The organism is Rhodoferax sp. SPJ21 (assembly GCF_058216335.1).
On record NZ_JBYZMO010000004.1, the window covers coordinates 274,741 to 298,146 of the forward strand.

Annotated in this window: 14 protein-coding genes; all 14 read right to left on the reverse strand. The window is 60.6% G+C overall.

What is annotated here, in order from left to right; all coding sequences use genetic code 11:
• Positions 1-11: 11 nt before the first annotated feature.
• The 14 genes from AC4BBN_RS20600 to AC4BBN_RS20665 all read right to left on the reverse strand — a co-directional run bounded on the left by AC4BBN_RS20600 (position 12) and on the right by AC4BBN_RS20665 (position 23,403).
• On the reverse strand, positions 12-395 hold the full coding sequence (locus AC4BBN_RS20600) for a hypothetical protein (protein WP_490593885.1): 384 nt from the start codon (positions 393-395) through the stop codon (positions 12-14).
• Complete coding sequence (locus AC4BBN_RS20605; RefSeq protein ID WP_490593886.1) at positions 392-859, reverse strand: hypothetical protein; 468 nt, start codon at positions 857-859, stop codon at positions 392-394. The genes AC4BBN_RS20600 and AC4BBN_RS20605 overlap by 4 nt, the downstream gene beginning before the upstream one ends.
• The gene (locus AC4BBN_RS20610; RefSeq protein WP_490593887.1) at positions 856-1,479 is read right to left on the reverse strand and encodes a glycoside hydrolase family 19 protein; all 624 of its coding nucleotides are present in this window, start codon (positions 1,477-1,479) and stop codon (positions 856-858) included. The genes AC4BBN_RS20605 and AC4BBN_RS20610 overlap by 4 nt, the downstream gene beginning before the upstream one ends.
• A 13-nt stretch (positions 1,480-1,492) precedes the next feature.
• Positions 1,493-1,987 (reverse strand): hypothetical protein, encoded by a 495-nt coding sequence (locus tag AC4BBN_RS20615; RefSeq protein WP_490593888.1) that lies wholly within the window; start codon positions 1,985-1,987, stop codon positions 1,493-1,495.
• Positions 1,984-2,466, reverse strand: a complete 483-nt coding sequence (locus tag AC4BBN_RS20620) for a hypothetical protein (RefSeq protein WP_490593889.1) — start codon at positions 2,464-2,466, stop codon at positions 1,984-1,986. The genes AC4BBN_RS20615 and AC4BBN_RS20620 overlap by 4 nt, the downstream gene beginning before the upstream one ends.
• Positions 2,467-2,574: 108 nt before the next feature.
• Complete coding sequence (locus tag AC4BBN_RS20625) at positions 2,575-3,012, reverse strand: hypothetical protein (protein ID WP_490593890.1); 438 nt, start codon at positions 3,010-3,012, stop codon at positions 2,575-2,577.
• 145 nt (positions 3,013-3,157) lie between these two features.
• Positions 3,158-4,081 carry a tyrosine-type recombinase/integrase gene (locus AC4BBN_RS20630; RefSeq protein ID WP_490593891.1) on the reverse strand — a complete coding sequence of 308 codons (924 nt, stop codon included), beginning with the start codon at positions 4,079-4,081 and terminating at the stop codon, positions 3,158-3,160.
• Positions 4,082-4,422: 341 nt separating this feature from the next.
• On the reverse strand, positions 4,423-6,372 hold the full coding sequence (locus AC4BBN_RS20635) for a hypothetical protein (RefSeq protein WP_490593892.1): 1,950 nt from the start codon (positions 6,370-6,372) through the stop codon (positions 4,423-4,425).
• Positions 6,373-6,375: 3 nt separating this feature from the next.
• Positions 6,376-6,984 carry a hypothetical protein gene (locus tag AC4BBN_RS20640; RefSeq protein ID WP_490593893.1) on the reverse strand — a complete coding sequence of 203 codons (609 nt, stop codon included), beginning with the start codon at positions 6,982-6,984 and terminating at the stop codon, positions 6,376-6,378.
• A gap of 198 nt (positions 6,985-7,182) precedes the next feature.
• Entirely contained in the window at positions 7,183-16,002 is an 8,820-nt protein-coding gene (locus AC4BBN_RS20645) for an LPD38 domain-containing protein (RefSeq protein WP_490593894.1), read from the reverse strand.
• 1 nt (position 16,003) lies between these two features.
• Complete coding sequence (locus tag AC4BBN_RS20650; protein ID WP_490593895.1) at positions 16,004-17,467, reverse strand: hypothetical protein; 1,464 nt, start codon at positions 17,465-17,467, stop codon at positions 16,004-16,006.
• Between the two features lie 66 nt (positions 17,468-17,533).
• Positions 17,534-19,429, reverse strand: a complete 1,896-nt coding sequence (locus AC4BBN_RS20655; protein WP_490593896.1) for a hypothetical protein — start codon at positions 19,427-19,429, stop codon at positions 17,534-17,536.
• 23 nt (positions 19,430-19,452) lie between these two features.
• Positions 19,453-21,111, reverse strand: coding sequence for a discoidin domain-containing protein (locus tag AC4BBN_RS20660; RefSeq protein ID WP_490593897.1), 1,659 nt, complete (start codon positions 21,109-21,111; stop codon positions 19,453-19,455).
• 12 nt (positions 21,112-21,123) lie between these two features.
• Positions 21,124-23,403 carry a hypothetical protein gene (locus tag AC4BBN_RS20665; protein ID WP_490593898.1) on the reverse strand — a complete coding sequence of 760 codons (2,280 nt, stop codon included), beginning with the start codon at positions 23,401-23,403 and terminating at the stop codon, positions 21,124-21,126.
• Positions 23,404-23,406: the final 3 nt, after the last annotated feature.

Here is a 23,406-nt window from a genome sequence, read left to right on the forward strand (position 1 = left end):
CGCGGGAATCGTTACAAACTGGCAAAGCTCGAATCGGTTATCTCCACCCCGGGTTTCCCAGATGCCGTCAGTTCAATCCAGTGCATGGGTATATCGTCCACGACGGTGGGCCGGTGCACCGTCACATTCACCAAGGGCATGCGCTCCAGCAGCAGCCGCAAATGCAGGTCGGTGACGGCGGCGTACACGTGCGCAATGCCCATGTCCTGAAATGGCTTGATGCCTACCTGCTCCATGAGTCGATAGAAGCCTGGCCCCATCAGTGTGTCGATCACGGCGTTGTCGCCCATTCGGGTCAGCTGCAGGCTGGAGGTGGGGCGCTTGTCTGGGCCGCGCTCGAACACAAGCATGGTCACGCGGCGATCGACTATGCGGTGCGTGACGGTAGCGGTCATTTTGGCCAGCCGTCCTGGTACATCAGGGTGTCAGAGGCGTGGCCATCAGCCTTTTCCGCGACTCCTCCACCAGCTTTCTCCAGGTCTCCAAGTACGGCGTTTGCGGCTGCGGCGTAGTTGCGGCAGGCATCGAGGGTGGCGCGGGACAAGTTTGCGGTGTTGGCGTCGAGATCCCGGCGCAGGCCGTCAGACTCAGCGCGCACGCCAGCTGCAGCCACCTGCAGGCCCTGAACACGTTTGGTACTTGCATTTTGTGCCTCCACTACTTTGGCCGACCGGAGGGATTCCATGCGGCGAATTTCTTGTACTGAGGCCAAATCAACGGCCGCCTGTTCAACCTTGGACTTGTCCCAGTCCGCCCGCACGCTGGCCTTGCCGGCGCGGTAGATGAATGCATGGGAAAACGCCAGGGCGCAGGCTAGCGCAATCGCCAGCCACGCCTTGGGGGACAGCAGATCCATCATGGTTTCCCCAAGCCAGCCATCGCGGCGCGCGCACGGTCTGTCAATGCAGTGCGGCGGCCCAGAGCTTCGTCACCACCTTGCACTCGCTTGGTCACCGCCTCCGGGTCGTTCAGGATGGCGTCAGGGATACGGTTCTCCCACCAGTGGATGCCAGCTTCTAGGGCGTAGTGCGGCTGAGTCAGCAGCTCGGGTACGCTTTCCAGGCTTTGTCCGATCAGGTCGCCCGTGAATGCATAGCCCGTGCGGCCGGTGATCATCGGGAAGCCTCGGCCACGAAACCGCCAGCCGTCGCCCATCTCCACGTTGCCCATGCGGCCGCCGTACGTACGATTGGCCAGCGCTTCGGGGTTATGGGCGTAAGGCCGAGCATCGGCTAGTTCCGAGAAGCGGCGCGGCCACACCGCGCAGATGCGTTCGGCACTGTAGTTCAAGTCCTCTTCCAACTTCTCCAGTAGGCTGGACTCAACCAGGATCTGGCCCAAGAACGGCGCCAGGTCATCCGGGCTGCTGAATGTGGTGTCCTCGATGGTTTCGGCGAACACCGGGCCCCAAGCTGTGGCCGTTGCGGACTTCACGGTGCACGCTATCAAGACTTGGGTCCATTGGTCTGTTGTGTACATGGCGCACTCCTAGTTACGCCGCGTCCGGCTTCTTGGCGCCGAATCCGGAGGTTGCATACTTCTCGGCCATCACTTCCAGCGCCTTGGAGCCCAGGAAGCTGGCGCTTAGCACGGACCCCAGCGTGGGCCATAGGTCGAACTGGTACTGCCGGCTGATGATGAAAGCCAAGATGCCGGCCAGCCACGCTCCGAACATGTGGGAGCTGCTCATGATCCAGGGGCGCGGCAGCGGTTTATCGGGCGATGCGCTCAGCTCTCGGTCAATGCGCATAAGCAGCGACGTTGCCCCGGCCATGGTGCTAATCACCACGGCTAGGCCCATCAACACTGGCGGGATGTTCAGCGGGTCCTCGATCGTGGCCACTGGTGCAATGGCGGCGATGGCAGGCAGCGCAGCGAACGGAGCCCACACCAAAAGGATCACGCACCAGATAAGGCGTCGCAATAAGGAGGCTGTCAACCGGGCGCTAGGCTCTGTCGTCAGGCGGTCGTGGAGTTCTTGCATCATTGCGGGGCCCGGTGGCGTTGAAAGAGATCAAGGAATGCGACGGCAGCGGAGACGATGCCATTCAGCAAAAATGGCAAGACCAACGGGCGAAAGGTGCTGCCATCGCCGGCCACAAAGACATAGGTCATGCAAAAGATGCCCATGGCCAGGGCGATGTAAATCAGGTGCCGATAGCGCTTGGCGCTGATGAGCTTGAATTGGTCTGGTAGCAGATCGTTTACGACGACATCGGCGATGGCAACGATGCAGACGGCCCCCAGGATGCCGACCATCACCCAACCCTGCTGCCCGCTGGCATCAATCAGCTTGTGGGTCAACGCCTGGGGCTCGTACCACGATGCCAGGATGTTGAATAGGATGGACAGTGCCACATACAACCTGGTTATCCAGTAGCGCGGCAGCGTGCTGATGTGGCGGCTGCCCAGCTGCTCAATGTCGCCCCATGCGGATGGACTACCGGTTGCTGTGCGGGCGGTCATGGCTGCAGTCCATGCACATTGGTTGCAAGCGAGAGGGTCGGGGTTATCTGGCTCATGCCCCGATTCTGTTTTTCAGAGCCGGTTGGACAAAGCCCTACTGGGGGGGGGCTAGTTCTCGCGGATGCGCAGGTAGACGGTCTGGTCCTGCTTTTCGCCGTTCGCGGCAGTGAGGCGGCACGTCACCGGGTAATCGGCGCATTCTTCAATGACAGCACCGGGCAGGCGCTTGATCATCACCAACACCACGCCGTTCAGCACGCCAGCCTCGGCAAATGTCAACTCGGGGGCCGTGATGAACTCGTGGCTGCCATAGGCGGAGTTGATGCCGTCTTCGCTCAAGAATCCGGACCAGTCGAATGGGATAACGCGTTCTGCATCAGGATCGAACCAGGCCCACGGGTGGATAGACTTTGGGGCGTTCCATGCCTTGCCGGTAGCCGCAGTGCCCTGGGCAGCCGGGCCGACGCGAAAGATCCAGAACTTTCCGTAGGCCGTGAGATCGGCGGGGGTGCCGGTGTAAATCGTGTTGTAAAGGGATAGCAGCATGTTGAACCTCTGGGAATAGACCTGTGTTTGGTGGATTCTGGTTTTTTTGGCATCTGGTCAACAAGCCATAGCGGGGGTTTTGTTCCAATAAAAGAAAAGCCGCCTGCGTTACCACGGGCGGCTCGGGTCGCTTACTTTCTGAAAATCATGGGTCAATCGCCAAGTGCTTCCAGTCACCAGCACTCAGGCCGCGATCATCGTTGTAACGGTCGGTCATCGATTGGCTCTTGTGCCCCAGCAGCGTTTGCGTATCGATACCTTGCTTACGATAAAGCCGCTCGGCCAGCGACCGGCATTCGTGCAGGCTGGGGCGCACACCGTGAGGCCAGGTACCGATGTTGTTGATGCACTCTTCGAAACGGTAGCTCAGCATCTCAGGCCGCTCGAATGCAGTGCCGTTTTTCTTTCGCAGCATGGTAGGGCCAAGCTTGGCGTAACAGCGGCATAGCTCAATCACGTCGCCGACTGTCATGGCGATGACTTCAAGCCGCAAGACCAACGGTATGGCCACGCGCGCACCGTGCGCCTTACCCGCCTTCTTTTGCTGCTCTATGTGGAGGTATCCGTCGCTCACATCATCGAAACGCATCTTGCAAAGATCGGCCCGGCGCTGCCCAGTTACCAGCGCCAACAAAAGCATCGGCTCTAACCACTTGATCGACCCGGCAGCTGCGAGCGTGCGCATTTGCTGCCACAGCTCCAGCGTGAGCCGCTGGCGCTTGACTTTGGCTGCTGGGCGACGGACGTGCAACGCCGGGTTCAGATCCAGCCATCCATTAGCCACCGCCTCCGTGAACACATCGCGTAACTCGTCGAGCACGCGCTGCGCAGTAGGTGCCCGATCTGGCAAAAAACTGCGGATAGCCGTGGTCAGATGATGGGGCCGAATGCTGCGCATTGTGTGGCTGCCAAGGCCTCGGCGAATATGGCGCACACAAATGGACTTGTTCTTGATGGTCTGCGGCTGGTACTCGCGCTGGGCAATGATCCCCTCGTACACGTCCAGCCACTCACCTAGCGTTCGCCACCGTGGCGACATGCGCCCCAAAATGTTCGTCACGAAACTCATTTTTAGCCCTATTGTTGGAATTCAACAATAAGTCTAATAAATGGATTCCAAAAAACGCGTTTGCTTGTATTTATGGATTCCAACAAACGAGCATAAAATCACGAAATGGAACCATCAAAACCCAAGAAGGGGCCTGGCCGCCCTGTTACGCCCGGCGATCAATCGCTGGAAGCCATGTCGATCCGCTTCAATGCCGGTCAGCGAGAGAAGATAAACATAGGTGGCCGACAGTGGTTGCGTGACCTAGTAGACGCTGCACCAATGCCAAAACCATTGACGAAAAAGCCACCCGCAGGTGGCTCAAAAGACTGACGCTTCACCGGTAGGGGATGGGAATCGATTTAAACGACCGTGATGGCATCCAGCAGCGGGGCGATTTCCGCTGTGATTGCAGTGATATCGCCACCGGTGACATGCCGCCCAATAGTGCTGCTGTTTACCCAGGTGTCGTAGACATGCTGGCCGAGCTGGCCTTTGAACTTGTAGAAGTCGCCCGAAGCACGAATACTTGCCAGGTCCAGCAGCACATCGATCGTGCCGGCATTCTTGTAGGCCACCATAGCATTGTTGAATGCGCCCTGGTTTCCAGCCGCTCCGCCGTCGGTGTAGGCCTGGTCAGCCTCGACGTTCCAGTCGTTACCCCAAATGACCGTGCCGGTAGCCGTTCCCGTGCCAGTGTTGACGTTGGAGCCCGCCTTGCTGCAGGTGAACTGCCCACTTCCCGAGGAAATTACCAGGTGGCGAGTATTGAGGCCTGCGGGCATAGCGCCAGCAACGTTGACTGTCTGCCCAACCTGCGGTAAGGCCGCAGCGGTTTGCACTGTCAGCACGGTCTTGGTGCCGTCGTAGGCATAAGTCACAGAGGTCGTGCTGTACTGAGCAGTAGTTACAGAGGGCGTCAGCTTGGTTTTGACGATCTTCTGGATACCACCACTGCGGGCCTTGGGCCAGGACACTCCGAAAGAGGTGGAAGTATCTGTGCTGTTGTTGATGCCCATAGCATCGATCAGCACATTGGCGTACTGGTAGGTCTCGGTGCCGAGCCAGGTAACGTCGCTTTGATGGCCGCCAGAAATCGCACACTCGCACAAGGCGGGCATACCCTGCGAGGAGCCCAGTAGAGCCGCACGAATGAAGCCCAGACTCGCGTCTTGCAGCGAATCTCCAGTTATGAGGTACGCCTTCTTGCCAGCGTTGCGGTTGCGGCCCAGCAAAATCGGGCAGTAGCCGAACTGGCTTGCAATTGGAGTGGCCGCAGTGCCGGTAACGGTTGGGGTTGTACCCCAGTTTCCCGGGGTCATGATCGAACCGGGAGTAGTAACCGCAGGATCGTAAGTCCAGCAGCGGAATTTGACAGTTCCGCTCATGTCTGCACCGTCGCCCTCGTTGTAGCGGCGGGAAGTCATCAACGTGTTTCCGGCTGCGGGGACATTCAAAATCCCACGCACTCGATACTTGTCACCTTGCGTGAACTTCGTCGCACCGAATGCCGTTGGGGATATTTCGTCGGAGAGCTTGCCGACCTCGCTTGCGGAAAGGGTGACACCATTCGCCCCGCCCACGGTAAAGCGCACGCATTGGTTGCTAACGCTGCTGTTGGCTGACTCCAACACCAGATCCGTAATAGTGACCGTATTGGTGTTGTTGATCGCTGGGCCAGAGGTCCCAAGTCGGATGTTTGGCAAAAGCAGAGCCAACGAATCTTGGTCATCGCCGCCGATGTACACGTCGTAGCTAAAGAAGGCAGAAAGCTGCGTACCGGTCAGCGCAGAGCTTGTAGTCGGAAATTTGTTGATAGAGGACGCGTAAAGAAGTGGACGCAGCGCAATGGGCGTGACGGAATTGGACTGCGCCGACCAGGGGCCGTAACCCTGCGCGTTTCTGGCGCGGACAGCGCCAATGTACGCTGAGCCGTTGGTTTTCCCGGTAAAGACAGCGGGGCTTGTGCTGACCACTTGGATCGTGCCGTCGATTACCTGTGCCTGGTAGTCGAGGATCGCACTCGCGCCTGGATTGGCCGGTGCGGTGAAAGGAATCGTGACTGTGCCATTCCCAGCGGTGGCAGTGCCGATGGTGGGCGCACCTGGAACAAACGGCCCGATACTCCCACCCCCATCCACCCGGGAGAAGGATGTCTGCGCCGCGTTAATCACATACCGCTTTGTCGGATCAGCAGCATCGTAGAACGTAGTGCCCGCACCGAGGGCAATGTCGGCAGCTTGTGGCGCAGCAGCGAGTTGCGCAGCCGTGCGAGCGATCGCGCCGCTTTGGGCGGGATTAAACATTGGCATAAATTAATACTCCCGTGCAGCGAATGCTTGGCCTGTCGTCGCGCCAAAAATAGACAAAGCGGTGGGCGACACGAACGAAGGTGACTCGTAATATGCGCCCGCTACGATTTTTAAACTGGGCTGCACTGCGGCTGCAGTGCCGACGCCGGAAACCCACAGATCGCCTGTAGACAAATTTTGCAGCCACCACCCGCGACGCGACGCGTTCGCGGCCATAAGCGCTTGCGCCGTGCCGCCCGCCGTGATCGTGCCACTGCGGTCGGCATGCGTAGCCGAAGTGCCCTGGGCGACAACGGGCACGGCTCCCCCGAGCAGCGTAGGGCTGTTGGCTGCAAGCATGGCTAGGCTAGCGTTGCCTGTATCTTGTTTCGCTGCTGTAGCGCCCGCAGCGTTTACGATAGGCACTGCGCCTCCAACCAGTGCTGGGGCTTTTGAGTCCAGGCTAGTCAGCAAGGGCCCGCCCACCTGCACGGGATCAGTTGCCTCGTTTGCAATTCGCACATTTTGGATAAACACGGTGACAGCGTTAATCAAGCGCATAACACCTGATACTTTTTTTCCGCTGTTCGGCGTATCAACCGGAAGAGTGTTGAAATCGGGTGTGTCGGCCATCGCTAAATCCTTTTGGGGGTGTAACTGCTACTCCCTAGATTCTGCGAAGCCATCCATATGTGGCATAACCCTAATGGGGGTGGCCTAAAATCCGCCGATGCTCACAAAGATCATCCACTGGCTGGTGGTTATCGCCCTGGCCCTGCAGTTGTATTCCTGCATTTTCTTGGGCCAGAGCAATATGCCAGGGGTCGGCTTCTAAGCTGGGTTCAACACCCTGGCCCGCTGATCCTTCTGCTCCTGCAGCTTGCGGATCAACTCCCGCTTGGTATCCGGGTCCACGTTGCTGCGCTCGATCATCCGCTGGCGAGCATTCAGCGAAGCCTCTGCCTTCTTCACCTGCTCCACCTGCCTATACCGGCTCAGCTCGTCCTGATGGTCTTGCCGGAATGCCTGGGCCTCTTCGACCTTGCCTTCCTTCACCAACGATTTCCAGGTGCCATATGCCTGCTCCAGCTCCTTGGCCTGGGCGTACATAGCGGACACGTAGCGGCTAGGCGCGTTACGCAAGTCGCTCACGATACCGCCGGTTGCGTCCTTCCAATAGTCGGGCGTGGCCTTCTCCGGCTGGTCGGTCGCCGGCCGGGCCAGCACGTCAGCTGCACCCACCACGAATGAACCCAGCCAGCCAAAGTAGCCACGCAGCATGCTGTCGATCTGCACCGGCGACAGGGAGTCCTGGCCCACCAGTCCGGTTACCGCGTTCATGCCCGTGCTCAGCGCGCGCGCCGTCATGCTGGTGTTACCGTTAAACCGGTATTCCGACTTCAACTTCTCCATGCCCAGCGACTCGATGGGCCGGCCTGAGAAACTGTCCTTGTTCGCGTACACGTCCAGCATGGGCTTCACCAACTGCGGGATGGGGTTCATGGACAGGTTGTCGCCGGCCAAGGTCATCACCTGGTCCAGGAAGCGCTTATTTGTCATTTCCTTATCGAACGCCAGTTCAAAGCCCCGCTCGGCCAGGGTGCCGATGGCGCCCATTTCGAATGGCTTGGGAATGCGGATGGCCGTGCCGCCCACCTTGAACCACCAGAAGTTATTGCGGTCCCAGTCTTCGCGCTTCTTCCAGTCGTCGTCATCAGCGTAGGCGGTCAGCAAGCCCACCGACACAGCCGCTACGGCCCCCAGCACCGTGGCGAACTTGGCCGGGTCTTCCTTGGCCGACTTGCCCAGCTTGTATAGGCCCTGTATGCGGGCATTCATAAACGGAACCACCTGAGTCAGGAATCGCACGGTGGCAAAGCTGCCCTGCATGGAGAAGTCCATCAGGTCGCGGGCCTGCAGGCTGGCCTCGGCGTGGCTGACGCCGCGCTTCACGAGTTGGTCGTACAGCGCCGCACGGTTGATGGCCTCGCCCCGATCGCCCAGCTCGTTATAGGCATGCACCGCAGGCTGGACATACCTCTTGTAAAAGGCGTTGACCGCGTTCTGGTCTTTCAGGATGGTGGCCGCGTCCACGCCGGATTCCACCAGCTGCTGGATACGCTTGCCCTGCGAGCCCTCCAGCATGGTGCCGAAGTGGATGGTGCCACCGCCGGCCAGCAGCCGGAAGTAGGCATCACTCTTGGGGTCCGTCAGCTCCCAGCCCTGGGCCAGGTTGGCCGCAGGGTTGTAGCCCAGCTCGGACACGCCAATGGCCTGCACCGAGTCCCGGATCAAGTTGCGCACCTTGAAGAACGGCGATGCCGTCACGCCCAAGGTCAGCGCGTGCTTGAAGGCCGACATGGCGTTCATCACCGGGTTCTTCATCCCCGCGTATTCCAGGCTGGAAATGGCCGTCAAGATCCGGGGCCCAGCGTCCTGGTCGGAGATCAGGCTGTACCGCTTCTGGCCACCGTCCATGAACCAGACCACGCCCTTCTTGTTGCCGATGCTGGATGCCATCTGGCCCAGGGTGGCCTCAGTACCGGGCATGGCCACGCCCATACGTTCCGCCGCTTCGATCGTCGCCTTAGCCGCCCGGTTCTTGGCCGCCGCGTCCAGCAAGTGGGCCCAGTTCATCAGCGTGTTGTCCATCAGGTCGGCGTTCAGGGCGTTCTTGCCCCCCTTGAGGGCCTTGAATGCCTCTTGCCGAACATAGCTGCCCTTGATATTTGTGCCGCCGGCGCCGCCATCCTCCGAAACGCGATAGAACGGCACATAGAACTCGTGTTCCCACAGGTGGCGTGATCCCCCATCGATCAGGCCCGACTGCTCGGCCAGGTCCAGCACGTTCTTGTTGAAGCCGTTGAACGTCACCAGGGAGTCGCGGTAGATCTCGGCGCGGTTGCGCGTCACCTGGCCCTTGCGAATCCCGTTCTGAACGGTGTAGTCAAAGCCGGTCTGGCCTTGGGCCAGGGTCTTGAAAGCCGCGATGTCTTCGGGCGAGAACAGGTTTTCCTTGCCCTCCCCGCGCAGGCGCTCGGCCCGGTTCGCCGCAACCCAGCGGAAAAAGTCGTGGTGCTCGCCACCCAGTGGTTTCAGCAGTCGATCCACCACCCCGCCCTTGGAGCTGCCGTCGAAGTCATAAACCCCGTCGGTCAGCTTGAGCTGACCACCTTTGAGCAGGGTTTCGAACGCGCCGGCGGCGCCTTTGGCCAGGCGCATCAGGCCGTAAGCCTCTTTGTCCAAGTCTTTGATCGGGGCGAACTGGTCCACGATGCCCTGCGCCAGCTTCTTGCCAGCGTCCTTCCAGATCGCCTGGGCCCGCTCCTTCATGGTCGGCACTTCGACCTTGAAACCTACGTGCTCCATGGCGCGGAGCAACTCCGGCGAGTACACGCGCTTGGTCTCCCCTATGATCTTGGAGCGGCTGTACTGCTGGTCGCCGGACGAATCCCCTAGCTTTGCCCCCTCGGCCGGGGCGCTTTCTTGACCCGGTTTCGCGTCTGGGTAGATAATCCGCACATCCCCGCCGTCGTTTCGCACGTTGAGAAGGACGGACCGGATCGCTTCGGTGGCATTCTTCGCGGCGGGGTATTTTCTAATGCTGGTCATCGCCAAACGGTTTTTACCCGTGCGGACTTCTTCGATGTACAGCGCAGTCCCATCGTCTTGCACCTTCACGTAGCCCACCAGGTCACGGCCAATCTTGCTTTTGGCACCCAGGATGTAGGCATCTGGAGCAGCCAGGATCTCGGGGATTCGTGCAATCTCGGCATCGGTGATCGGCACCTGGCCACGGGCACGCTCTGCAGCCTCGTCGCCGTGCTTCTTGAACGCATGCCGCACCGCGTACACGTCGGCCGTGTGCGTGAAGCCCGGCGTCACCGGCAGGCCTTCACGCGACAGCACAGCCGCCTGGTCAGGCGACACCTTGCCCATGTCCACCGTCAGGTTTTCGTTTGAGCCGGCGCGCGCCAGGGTAGCCAGCGCTTTGAGCCGTTCGGGCGTGGGCGCCATGGCTTCGGCTACGGCCGGCGCGTGCTCGGGGTTCTCCATCTGGGCAATACCGAAGGCCAAATCCACCAAGTCCTGGGTCTTGAACAGGTCCGGCTTGCCGGTGATCTTGTCCCAGGCCTCGCGCATAGCTTTGGTGACCGCCGCCAGCCAGCGCGCCACGGTGCCCTGGGGGGCCATGGCATTTGGCCGCACGCCGTATTCCAGCGCGACCTGCACCGCGTAGGGGAACAGCTCCTGGTTGGACAGGTCGGCGCCGGAATCGCGCACACGCTGCGCGGCTTCCTCGTATACCTCGCGCTCCAGGCTACCGGGCTTGGCCTTCGCCCAACCCTCAATGGCACCGTGTAGCTTGTCCCAGCCCTCTTTGCCCAGCACCGTCTCGCCGTGCTTGTGCATCAGCTCGTGGGCGGCCACACCCATCTCCTGGCCAGCCGGGATGTTGTCGGCAATCAGGAATACAGTTTTCGTCTTTGGGCTGTAGAAGCCCAGAGCATCGCCTTTAGATTCAGATTTGACATCGACCTTGCCAATCAATGGCTCCCAGTCGGACTTGATCTTGTCTGAGGTCGTGACCACGATGCGGCCCAGGCTGTTGGGCAGCACGCCGATTCCGTTGACCAGTTGCCGCACGGCGGCCTGTACGGATTCGACGGACGACATGGGAGTGCGCAAGGCGGCGGCCAGGGCGGCCTCTGGCGGAATGTCAGACCGGCTGTAGAGTGCAGTGCCCTTGTCAGTTTCCTTGGTCTGTATGGTGCTGGCCAGATTGTCAAAAGCCGCGTTGATGGTTGCACGCTCCTGCCCCGTCGGGTACGGGTTGCCCTTGTAACCACCACCGGCAAAGCGATCTTCCTCCACGCCGTGCACCAGGTAATCCGACTTCGCGCCCATAGCGGCCACCTTGTCAAACACCCAGCTCTCAAAAGCACGAGCAAACATCTCAGTTGGACGAGTCCAGTAGCCCGTTGCCGACTTGCCCACCAGCTTCTGCGCTTCACCGGCATACGATGAGCGGCCCTTGGGGTAGGTCTTGTCCTCGGGGTCTTTGCGCAGTTCCTCCAATGCCTGCTGGCGAGACTTGATGCTGTTGAGGTAGACCGCCTTCATTTCTGGGTCGATCTCCTTGTCGGCCAGCGCCTGGTAGCGTTCGATGACTAGCTCGTCGCTACGCACCATTTGCGCTTTTGTTTCCTGTCCGCTGAATAGCGCCGACATGACATCATCAAAGGCCTTTGCCATTTCTGGGCGCATGTTGTCCAGCCGCATCTTGGTGACTTGGGCCCACTTGCCTTGAGCATCCCTTTCCATTCGGGTTCTTGGCAAACCCTTGTACTGCTGCTCGTCATACCAGCCAGATGCGCCGCGCGCCTTAGTGGTGTAAGCATCCTTTTGGTTCAGCTCTCCAAAGTAGTGGTCCAGCGCATGAGCCCACTCATGGGCCATGCTGCCGCCGCCATTGATCTTGGTCATGTTGATGACCAGCTTGCCGGGTTCATAGTGAGCGGCAGCCTTCCCGCCGCCACGCGAGCCGAAGGCCATACCTAGCGTTCCATCCAGGCTCATGGCTTTAGGCGGAACGCCCATGATCTCGGCCAAGTCCATCAGCCCGTCATACGCCATGTTGATGATGCGCTGGCGCTCGTCCTGGGCGGCCCAGTTGCCAAACTCCACGCCACGGTAACCGAAGTCCTTTACAAAATCGTCGGCTGACACGTCTCGGTCAATGCGCTTGGGTAGGTTCTCACGCTTTAGTGCATCCAAGTTCGGGCGAGCGGGCTCAATTTTCTCAGAGGTTGTTTTCTTCAGGTCGCGCTCATAGATCGTTTTGGCGGTGGCTTCGGCGTCCACCTTGGTGGGCGCGTAACCCACGACGTTGCCATTCTTGGTGGTGATCCGGTAGAAGCCAGCTACAAGCTGCTCCTTGGAGAGTGGGGTGCCCAGTCCAGCAGATTCGCTCAATGTGATTCCCATACCGTGCGGCGTTAATCCGGCGCCTGAATAGGCGCGCAAAGCCAGACGTTTCTTCCATGGTTCGCCTTTAGCAGGGAAACCGTCCTCCACCATCTTTTTAGCCTTTGATAGCTCGGTGTAACCCATCACGAATGGATCACTACGGCCCTTGTATACGGAAAACAGCACTTCGCGCGCCAACTTTTTGGCAGCAGGATCGTCGGTGTATAGGCCAATGGCACGCTTCACCTTGTCACCGGCCTGCTTCACGTCCTCGGGGCCCTTGGCTTCGGAGTAGGCTTTGCGTACGGCTTGCATCATGGTGACGTAGTTGCGGCGCCCTACAGGTGTGTTCGCCTTGGGCTGGGCAGCTAGCTGGTCATAAACTGTCTTCACCATGGCGGCCGTCACCGGTTCGGTGGCCTCGGCCATGGCCTCATAGTCAGGCTTCCAAACATTGGCCTTGGTCGCCATCTCGGCACCTTCGGTTTCACTCATGGCGTCAAGGTCCGATAGGTCTAACCCGCGCTCCTTCCACCGGTCTTTGCGCGCGCCGCCGATCTTTTCTCCGCTGTCTTCGATCTTGTTGGTGGCCGTGACTTCTTTCGCTGGATAAGCCGACGCCAGCTCTTCCGGCGTGATGGCCCCAGCTTTCACATCCTTTAGCGCCTCGATGCGTTCCTTGCCGGTGACCTGGGCGGCGTCCAGGATGGTGGCAGCCTTGGCGGCGGGTGCGTTTTTTTGTTCTGGACTATCCACTACCGAAGTGCTGGGCGAATCTTTGGAGGCATGCTCTGCCGCATAGCGGATAGCCTCATCCTCCGTGGCGAACCGATGACGCTTTTGCGGGTCTGCTTCCATGCGAACACCGCGCTTATCCACCAAACCGAATAACCCGTTTTCCTTGGGTACGACTGTGGCGGCCTCTCCGCGATAGATTACCTTCGGGTAGCCGTTTTTGTCGCGGCTCACTGGGGTTGAGAGTTCACGACCCACCACCGCAAAGCCGTTCTTCAGCTTGTCGTCTTCCTCTACGGTGTACTGCACGCCTGGATTGGCTTTGGCCAGCTCGTTGCGGCGCTGGTTGGCGCGGAACTCGCTCATGCCCTGCTTGAACTGTCCGATGTCGCGGGAGACCTCCTTGCCAAGCGAAGCAGCGGCGGCCTTAGATGGCATGCTATCCGCTACGGAATTCATAGCTACTGGTGCAGATGTCGTTTGCGCCGTAGCCTCATTCACTGGCTTTTTCGTGTCGCCATTTTTCAGCCAGCCCTTGAACTCGTCCACCGACATCGTTTTGACTGGACCGACCTTCCAGCCCTTGTCAAAGTTGGATCGGTAGGCACGCATGGCCGCCATCTGATTGGGGAAGCCGATTAATGCTTTGTGCTCATCGAAACCGCCGGTCTTCTGGTCCAGCTGGTCCACCACGAACACCTTGGCGCTATCAGGCTGCGGCCCCACGTAAACATCGACCTGCTCGTTGTCGGCACCCACGGTGCGGCGGATGTAGCCGTAGTGGTCGCTCATGTCGTGCGACCAGGTGGAGCCGTCTGGCCGCTTGCCCGTGCGCGTGGAGCCTGCGGGGTTCTCCACCGAAATATCCAGGCCCTGGACGTTGATGTGACCCTTCTTGTAGTTGCCGGCCTCGATCTGCCCCTCAGTCGGAGCCTGCAGATCGTTGTGCGGACTGGTCGCAGCCTCGTGTGCTGCCACGTCCACCGGCGTTTCAGGTGCTTTCAGCGCCGGCTTGGTGCTGTCTGCTGGAACGGCAGTGGCTTGATTTGTTCCGCTTTCTGGGGTTGCTGTCGCGGGAGCTGGCACATCTGGAACGCTTTGTGCCGCTTCTGTTCCAACCTGCGTTCCAGCCGCTAGTGCATCGGTAGGCCTTCCGTCAGCTCGTGCAGCCATATCGCCTGGGCTATTGGCCACATCGATTCCGGCAGTGTTCTCTCCCCGTCCGGTGGCGTCAAGTTCTGCTCGTCCTGCATCTGCCAGGCCTGGGCCAGCGTCAGCACGCCCTGCATCACCAGTGTTTCCAGCCACTCGTCCAGGTTCGCCAGTTGTGCCATCTGTGGCTTCCTTGGTTGCGACATCTTCAACTGGGCGGACAACAAAGCCGCCCTGCACTGGCACCAGCTCGTGGCCTGGGCCCGCGTCCCGCAGCGCTTTGCCAGCACGCACGCGGTTGCTGATTACCTCTTCGGCGTTCTGTTCGCGGCTGATCGCCTCTGCGCGGATCTCCGGGCGGGCCACACCGTCAGGGCCCACCACCAGGGTGCCGGTGGGCGAGGTGTCCATCGGGATGCGGGCTTGCTCAGCGGCGGGCGCGGGCTGATCGATTGGCGTCACGGGGGTGAATGGCGACTGGCCCAGCTCCACACGGCGCTGGCGGGCCTCTTCTTCGGCCTGGGCCTGCTCGGTAGCGGCCTGCTGGCGGTTCACCACTTCGGCGCGGCCTTCCTGGCGCACGCCATCCTGGCCGGCAATCATCGTGCCGGTGGGGCTGTTGTCGTAAGTCAGAGCAGGCGTGGAGTCCACGGCGATCACAGCAGCCGCCGACAACGGGCCGGCGCTAGGGTCCAGGCCCATGGCCTCGGAACGCTTCACCGGCTGCGGGTTGGTGCGGTGCTGGAACTCCTGTTCGCCGTCCAACGTCACCGTGCCGTCCGGGTGGATGGTCGGCGTGCCGGCCAGCGGGCTGAACCCTAGCGCTGGCGCCGGGCCCTTCGGCTGATCGGCTGCAGTTGGTGCTGCCTCGGGTGCGGTCGCACCATCGTGATGTCCTTCCAGCGGGCCGCTGATCCCACCCGTCAGGCCACCGGTCAGCAGGCCCTGGGCGCCAGCTGCTGCAGCGCCCTCGTCCCATGGCTTGCCCTGGGCGATGTTCTGGGCCACCTGCTCCTGGTAGGACTGCGGCAGCTCCTGCAGCGCGCCCTCGGTGGCAAAGCCCTCGGCCGCCTTGCGCGCGATGCCCTTCTTGGCGCCAGCCTCCACCGCCTGCTCGCCAGCCGCACCCAGCTTTCCCTGGGCCAGCATGGTCTGCACATCGCCGATGCCCAGCTTGTTGGCTACCTTGCCGGCGGCGAAGCTCAGGCCACCGGTCAGCGCACCGGATGCAGCCAGGATGGCAGCCTGGCTAGGCGTCAGCGTGCCATTGGGATCTTCCTGCCGTACCTGCTCGGCGTTCTGGCCAGCAGCGACAGCGCCCTCGCCCGCCGCGCCGGCGGCCACAGCGCCCATGCCGGGCGCCAGCTTCATCAGGCCGCGCGAGATCCCGCCGCCCAGCAGCATGGAAGGAGCCGACTCCACAGCCGAATTGACGATGGTGGACGGGTTTTGCACCATGGCGCCGACCGTCGGCAGGAAGCCCTGGGCGTCCTGCACCTGCTGATTGGCCGCCTTCTGTTCAGGAGAGTAGTAATCGGACAGGATCTGCTTGGCCTCGCCCGGGCGGAACCCGGCGGACTCGGCCAACTTGCCGATGCGGCCACCGGTGACCAGATCACCCAGGCCCACTGCGGCCTCGGGCACGCCGATGACGCCCTTGGCCAGGGAGATGCCGGCATCACCAAGGCGGCGGATTACACCGCTGGGTTTAGGCGCTTCGCCATCCAATTGCCCGTCAAAAGGCTTTAGGCCAGGACCATCGAGTGAGCCAGTAAAGGGCTTTAGTTCTGCCATATCAGTTCCCTATGAAGCGCTTACCAGACGCATCCTCATACACCGGTTTGCCACCGGATGTACCCACTTGCCGTGCCATTCCTGCTGGCAATTTATCCGCCCCTGCCTGGCGAACCTCGCCAGTTTGTTCATTGAACAGCGTTACCGTGCCATCGTTCGTGCTGCCGTCAACGTTCTTGCTACCTGCCGTGGCCACACCTTTCCACTGAGCAGGTACCTCTCTAGCCTTACCCTGCAGAGACAGCAAATTGCTTTGAGCTGCGGCCCGTTCCTCTGGCGTCTTGGCGTTGGTAAGCGCATCTTGGGCCGCCAGCAGTTGAATACGGCCGCGCGTGTCCAGGCCTGCTGTTGCGGTGTCCAGGCCGAGACGTGCCTGGGCGATCTGGTTGCTGGCCGCCTGCTGTGCGCCGGACTGCTGCACCTGTTGCTGTTGCAGGCGCAAAGCCTGGGTGCCGAGCTGCGCCTTGGTCATTGGATTGTTGCGGTCGAACTGCGCTTGGTTGAATGCCTGGGCAGCTGCCACCTCTTGGTCGTACTGCGCCTTATTCTGCGCAGCGCGGATCTCGGTTGAACCATCGTTGCGGGCAGCAAGGGCATCTGCAGCCGCCATGTTCTGAGCGCTGATTGGGCCCATTCCAAGGGCTGGTAGGGGTGCTGGGGACATTTGCGAAATACGCCCTGGCATACCCCCCACTCCACCGGGTGGAACGGGCGTCTGGCTGGATGCCGGCTGCGGGCGTCCATCGGTAAAGACCGCGCCATCCATGCCGGGAGCTGCAAACGAGTTTGGCTTGCCGTTGGCATTCAGGCCCTGAACATAGTTTCCAGTAGGCGCACCAAGCATCTTCAAGTCGCGCCCTGCGCCGTCCGTCATTTGCACTTGCCCGTCACCGTTTAACCCTACGTTTTTGCCGCTGTAGGTCACACGACCGGTCTTGGGGTCAACAGTCTTGATCACGACGCCGCCCGGCATCTCCGATGGCAGTTCTTTCGGCACCGAATTCAATGCGCCAGTGAAATCCGGCGGTGCAGGCACAACGTTTGCAGGGTTGACACTACCCCGGCCTGCGTTGGCAGGCTGGGCCAAGTTGGCAATCTTCGGGGTGGTTGATGGTGGCGCGACTGGTGCAGCAGCCGCGTCTTGTGCTCGGATACGGTCATAAAACGGTGTTTGGGAACCAGGATCAGAGCCCGCCGGCGCAAGCATCGGGCTGACGTATCCAGCATTGATGCCAGCCGCACGCATAGGGCGCACTACGGCAGAGTCGTAGGCACCCGCAAGACCACGAGGAATGAAGGTGGCCACGTCCGCAATCGCCGCACCGACTCTCTGGTTGACGTCCTTGACGGTGCCCGCCGCGTTTGCGATGGACGCGCGATCTGACGCAGCTTGGTCATCCAGTGGCGCAACGCCTGCCACTGCAGTGTTTTGCTGCGCCATGCGCGGATCGTAGATGGTTGCCATGGAATGCCCCTTCAAATGGGAGCATTCTTTGCGTCCACCGCCCTGTGGCCAAACCCTACCGGGGGCCTACTGATTGATGATCTGCGACGCCAGTGTGTTCATGCCGCTCATAGCTGCGCTGGCCGCGCCGGTCAGGGTGTGGGCGTTGGATGCGCTCAAGTCGGCAATCGTTTTGCCATACGCCCGGCGGCTCTCTGCCTCCTGGATCTGGGTTGTCATCTTCAGCTCAGCGTTTTTGATCGCCACAGTAGCTGCCGACTGGTAATAGGCGTGCTGCACCTGGGCCTTGGCTACTTGGGCTTGGGCCTGGGCCGAGAACGCAACTACGGATTGCCGTTGATTTTCCAGCTTTGTGCGTGCCACTTCGCCAGTAGCCTGCACAACGGCACTGTAGCCGGACAACACAGCGGAATACTGCTCGGCCCGTGCTTTGTTTGTCAGTGCCTGTGACTGTGCCGCTGCCGACTTTCCGTCGATGGCCGCCTTGTAGCCGTTGATCTGTGCCCCAAAGGCCTCCACCTGGATACCGAAAATCTTGGCCTTGGCTGTCTGGCCTTCAATGGCCGCCACATAGCCCTGCCACTCCGAATTCTTGGCCTGCACCTGGGTGGCGTAGGTCTGCACCCGTGCCTGGAATACCTCCAGCTTGAGCTTTTCGAGATTAGTGCGGCCTACCACGGCATCGATCTGCGAACGGTAAACGTTGGACAGGGTGTTCAGCACGCCGATGCGGGCCTGGTACACCTCCACCTTGGCCCGATCCACGTTGACCATCGCCTGCAGCGCGTCTATCTCGGCCCGGTAGACTTCAATGCCAGCCATTGCCGCTTTGAGCCGGGTTTCGTACACCGCAGCCTCGGCGCGGTAGGCATCCAACTTGGCACCGAAGGCCCGCACCGCAGCGTTGTAGACCTCGATGATGGCGCTCAGTACCGTCTTGGCGTAGTCCAGCGCCTGGCCGTTGATGCCAACCAGGTTCTGGTGGTAATTTAGGGATGCACTCAGGATGGACTGGCGCAGGTTCAGCGAGGTCGTAACCGCAAACTGCAGGTTTTGCTGCTCCATCTGTGCCTGCATCACCACAATCTCGCGCGCCGCCGTGGCATTGTTGTCGGCCCCGGCCTGGCGGGCCTGCTGGATGGCGGACAGCACGGCACCACCAGGCAGTGTGAAGCCACGCGCCGCCGACTCGGCGTAGGTAGCATCCCGCACGCGGCGGGCTTCTGCACTACTCTTGGTGCGGGCCCGTTCGTAGATGGCGTTTTCGACGGCAGCATTCAGCCCGGTCCCGCCTTGCAGGTACTTGGCCAGCTGATCCTCGATCTTGCCCATCTGCTCAAAGTAGCGCGGGTTGTTCTTGGCGATGAACGCATCCACCTGGCCGTTCAGCATGGTGATGAAGCTGGGCGCGGCATTGCGGTAGGCGGCATCGAAGCTGGCGTCCAAGTCGTTCGGCGTATCAGGCATGCCGGTAGGGGCCATGGCGGTGAAGGACGGGATCAGCGTCTGTGGCTTGTCCGGCTCGGCCCGGTTGGGCAGCACAGGAGCATCCAGGATGGGGTGCAACAGCTCCGATGGCGGCTCGGGAAATGCGATGCTAGTGTTGATGGCAGGTGCCGACTCGGTGAACCCGGCCAACTGCGAGGGCTGAGTGGGTAGGTCAATCGTGGGGGGCGTGGCTGACAGCACGGGTGCGTTCCCCGCATCAAAGTTGGAAATGTCCTGGAAGGTTGGCGCGGTGCCTGGGCTGGCGGGCAGCACCAGGTCCACCGGGCTGAAATTGGGCAGCGTCAGGCTTACATCTGTCGGCGGCGGTGATGGCAGGTTGACTGCCACAGCGCCTGGGACAATAAAACCCACCTGCTGCACAGCCTGGGTGGCAGCCGCCATAGCAGTTGTGGCGGTGGAAACAATGCCAGCAGCATAGGCCCGTGCATCTGCCGTAATGGATTCAACGCTCATATCGTTCTTTCAGGTTGTGTGCTTCAAATTCCGCGCGACATGCCGTCGATTGGAATGTCCAAGGTGTCAATATCCATAACCCCACCATCCTGGTCAGCCAACCCGAAACCGTAATAGCGCGACTTTAGGCCCTTGCCCAACTTGATGCGGTAGTTCTGCGCGCCGGTTCGTGGCGTGGCGTAGCTGTAGGCCTGATCACCGCTCTCACCCACCACGGCGGTGGCGGTGGCCGTCGGCCCAATGCGGCCACCCACGTACAGTGCTTCGGGAGTTTTGAGCTTGAAACTGCCGAAGTCTGTCAAGTGGGTGCGCCAGTCGCTAGCAATAGGCTGACCAGCATCGGTATCGCCCCCCAGCAAATACAGCCCATCAGCTGCTACACCGTAATACGCATTTCGGTACCGAAGGATCTGGGTGAATGGGAAATTCGTGTAGTGCGTGACTTCGTTCGGCTGGCCTTCACGCGTCTTTTTCAAATTGATGCTGTAGGCCTCGTAGGTATAGGCCACTACGGTATATCCACTAGCCAGGGCCTGCAGCACCGGCAGCGTGACCCGCACGACACCTCGGTTCGTCGCCTGCAGCATGGGCAGAATGACCGCCACGCTGGCTTTGCTTTGTGGCGTGCCGCCCAGACCGGCTTTCAATGAGGGTAGGACCACCGCGAGGGAGGCAACGACGCCACTGGTGCTGCCACTCTGGCTGTTCAGGCTCGGTAGACTAGCCGACGCATTGCCGCCAGCCTGGGCCGCAGCGCTGAGCATGGGCAAGCCGACGGAGGAGCCGCCCACCGCACCGGGCGTGCCGGACGCGCTGGCTTTGGGTGCAGGCAGCACGGCCGAGGTCTGCACCCAGCCATAGAACGTCGCTGTGGAGAGCGCATTTAGGCTGGGTAAGCCAAGTACCGCGTTGGCTCCGCCCTGACTCCCAGCCTGGAGTGAGGGTAGCGATATGCCCGCGCCGTACGGCGTCGTGGCAGATGCCACGGCGTATGCACTAAGTGCGGGTAAAGCTACCCCGGCATTCGCGCCGCTCTGCGCCTGAACTGCCAACTTGGGCAACACGAGCGCGTATTGATTAGCCCCGAAAATCCGAGGCACAAGACTGGGCAAATTACTAAGAGCCTGCGCTGCACTGTAGGCGGTGACCGCCAGCATCGACAGGGCAGCAGAAGCGGTCACAACCCCATCCAACAGATACAGATCCCGGTATGTCTGAGGGGCCCAACCAGCGGTCAAGCCCGTAAAGCTGCGGATTACCGCTTCCTCGCCGGCAAAAGCACCGGTGGCGCTCCCAAGAACTTGTAGGTCAATAGGGTACCCGCTGGACGAATCCGGCATGTACCTGACACGGTTCACATCCACGCTAATACCGAAGTCAACCTGTATCCATTGCGACGCGCCCGGGTCCAACGCGCTGTGCCAGCGGCTCACATCCCCCGTCGTTGCCCCGTCGAACGCCAAGTAGGGGGGGTAAGACGAGCCGCTGGAATAGTAGCTAGAGGCCGTGATGGCATAGGGGGCCGGAGCGCTCGCCCCGGTCATGGAAGGTACTAGCGACGACCCCGAAGCGTTGAGGAGCTGAATTTCCTGAGCGCGAACTGCACCCGCTATGCCGTCGGTGCCACCTACCGGATCGTGCCATCTGGTGATAAGGACTCGTACGAATCGGAATGCGGTCATTTATTTGGGCCTTTAGACATAACCGACGAAGACCGGCATACCGCCGCCAGTGGTAATGCCGACAGGCGCGGGCAGCTTGTCTGCAATAACGACTGGATGGCGCGTTGACGCACCTGATAGCACCTTGAACTGGCCGGTGGCTTCGTCTGATTCAGGGTCGTGTAGCTGACCGATGCCGTCGAAGTTCGCAAGCTGCAGACTGCCGGCCTTACAAATCAGTTTTTTTGTGTCGAAATCGTTGAGGGTAGTGGTCTCGTATATTGGGGTATCCGGCCCCCGGGAAAAACCGTTTTCCCCTCCGAACGGGTTCCACCCGTACGACGTGAAGTAAAGCGGAGCGCTAAAGCTCCCCCCCGAATATATAGACACCCACGTCGTGTACCCGAACCAGCCGTAGGTCCAGTGACTGGTTGACCCAGTTTTGATCCGCAGTTTGTTTTGGCTGGCCTGGAGGTAGATGGCCTCCGAATCGTAGGGGGGCACCACAGCGGTTCCGATGCTGGACCACTCCTCATACACAGAATTGACCTCTATGTCGTGATCTCCCGTTTCCACGTAACTCGTGTTGACGACGGTCGTCGGGAAGGGCCCAGCAGTCGAGTAAGGCGGGTAGCCATATGAAAACGATCGGTTGTTTTGGAACGTAGGATCATCGTTGCTGTAACGCGGACCAATACGGGTTGTAAAGGTCTTCGTGAATTCTTTGTTGCTCTCGTTCTCGACTCGGCCCCACAGCATAGGGCCGGATGATTCGCTACCGCAAGAGATGGTGCACGAGTAATACTCGCTGCCGTAGTCCTTGGCCCGATAGTACCCAGGCCTGTCACCGAGGGAGCCCGGGGTCGTGCCGTGATATAGATCGTCGCTCGCGGCCACCGAGGGAGGCGGAGGGGTGTGCGCTGAAAACTTCACGCGACATAGCCGCAGCTCATCACCGACATAAAAAGCATAGAAAGGCGCATCGCACGTGAACAGCTCTGACCAACGTGGTGTAGTCTTGAGGAGCGTGCCAGCGGCCATGTCAGGCTCCGCAATGACCCAGTACGTCCGGTTGATGTACCAGCGCTTGTTGACCTCTAGCGGGGCCAATGCCGCCGACCAAGTGGGGGGAACTTTTTGGCTGTCTACATCAGGGTTGTGCTGCACCGTCATGCTGATACGGTAGTGGGATGACACCATGGCGGAACGCCGGTCTGCCTCATTCTCCGGGTGTTGCAGGTACTGGTCGTTGGTAACGATATCCGCCGCCGTTCCGCTCCAGTTCCAGTGCCAGCTGTACCCCATCGAGTACCAGCTCATCGTCAGCGGGCAGGCTGCTAATTGCGCGTTCTTCACGTCAGGTAGGCAGCGCGACAGGATGTAGGCCTCCAGGCGTTCTAGGGCTTCCGTGTCGAGTGCCGGAAGCCCCGCCGGGTAAGGTGCCTTGAGGAATCTGCGCATGGACTCTGCACAGGAGTCACCGACCAGCGGGGTCGCTACAACCCCGGCACCAGAGATCCCCAGCAACCAGTGAGCGCCGGTCGTTTTATCGAGGTAAACGCCGGTGTTGGTGAACACCGAAACATCCGGGTACTCTGCCTTTTCATCTGCGCGTCGGTACGCAGGTATCGTGATGTAGGGCGGAGAGCCAAACACCAGGCCTATGGTGACGCGGTCAGCGGTGACCTCCCCGCCAGACCGGGCGTACAAATGCCGGCCGTATAACGCCTGTACATAGAGCCGGGTCTTGCCGGTGAATATGGACGCAGGGCACAGTACGGCGGTTATTTTTTTTGCCCATAGCGCCTCGTCGTTTTTAGCCTGCCCCCACGTGGCCGGCACGGTGGTGTTGTCCAGGATAGGCTCGGGGGCGAAGGACGCAGCCGTTGCTTTATCGGCTGGTAGCTTCCCTTTGAACTTCCCGGCCTTGCTCGCTTTTACTATGCCGGCGAGTTGTTTACTGCTGGCCGTGGATGGGTTCAGTAGCCAGTCACCGCCGTCGGCCGGCAACACGAAGGAGGCGTTGTATATGGCGCCAGCATCCGTCTCGTGCATGATCCCCGGCAAGAATCTGGCCGGGTTCATCTCTAGTACGGCAGAGACATCCACCACGCCGCTGTCCATCGCCAGAGTGCAAGTACCGCCGCTTATCGTGATGTACTCGTGGTCCAGAGCGATCTTGACCTCAACCAGCGCATCCCCCATGTCAAAACGCTGGCTGGCGTACTGCAGCCCCGTCGCCCGCAAAGCCTTGACGCGGCTGCGGGCAAACGGCAGGTACTGCTCCCCGCCCTGGACCAGCTTGTGCTCCACGAC

Excerpts from the sequence above, each read along its gene's own strand:
- AC4BBN_RS20600 (WP_490593885.1), bottom strand. The coding sequence starts at position 395 with ATGACCGCTACCGTCACGCACCGCATAGTCGATCGCCGCGTGACCATG.
- AC4BBN_RS20605 (WP_490593886.1), bottom strand. The coding sequence starts at position 859 with ATGATGGATCTGCTGTCCCCCAAGGCGTGGCTGGCGATTGCGCTAGCC.
- AC4BBN_RS20610 (WP_490593887.1), bottom strand. The coding sequence starts at position 1,479 with ATGTACACAACAGACCAATGGACCCAAGTCTTGATAGCGTGCACCGTG.
- AC4BBN_RS20615 (WP_490593888.1), bottom strand. The coding sequence starts at position 1,987 with ATGATGCAAGAACTCCACGACCGCCTGACGACAGAGCCTAGCGCCCGG.
- AC4BBN_RS20620 (WP_490593889.1), bottom strand. The coding sequence starts at position 2,466 with ATGACCGCCCGCACAGCAACCGGTAGTCCATCCGCATGGGGCGACATT.
- AC4BBN_RS20625 (WP_490593890.1), bottom strand. The coding sequence starts at position 3,012 with ATGCTGCTATCCCTTTACAACACGATTTACACCGGCACCCCCGCCGAT.
- AC4BBN_RS20630 (WP_490593891.1), bottom strand. The coding sequence starts at position 4,081 with ATGAGTTTCGTGACGAACATTTTGGGGCGCATGTCGCCACGGTGGCGA.
- AC4BBN_RS20635 (WP_490593892.1), bottom strand. The coding sequence starts at position 6,372 with ATGCCAATGTTTAATCCCGCCCAAAGCGGCGCGATCGCTCGCACGGCT.
- AC4BBN_RS20640 (WP_490593893.1), bottom strand. The coding sequence starts at position 6,984 with ATGGCCGACACACCCGATTTCAACACTCTTCCGGTTGATACGCCGAAC.
- AC4BBN_RS20645 (WP_490593894.1), bottom strand. The coding sequence starts at position 16,002 with ATGGCAGAACTAAAGCCCTTTACTGGCTCACTCGATGGTCCTGGCCTA.
- AC4BBN_RS20650 (WP_490593895.1), bottom strand. The coding sequence starts at position 17,467 with ATGGCAACCATCTACGATCCGCGCATGGCGCAGCAAAACACTGCAGTG.
- AC4BBN_RS20655 (WP_490593896.1), bottom strand. The coding sequence starts at position 19,429 with ATGAGCGTTGAATCCATTACGGCAGATGCACGGGCCTATGCTGCTGGC.
- AC4BBN_RS20660 (WP_490593897.1), bottom strand. The coding sequence starts at position 21,111 with ATGACCGCATTCCGATTCGTACGAGTCCTTATCACCAGATGGCACGAT.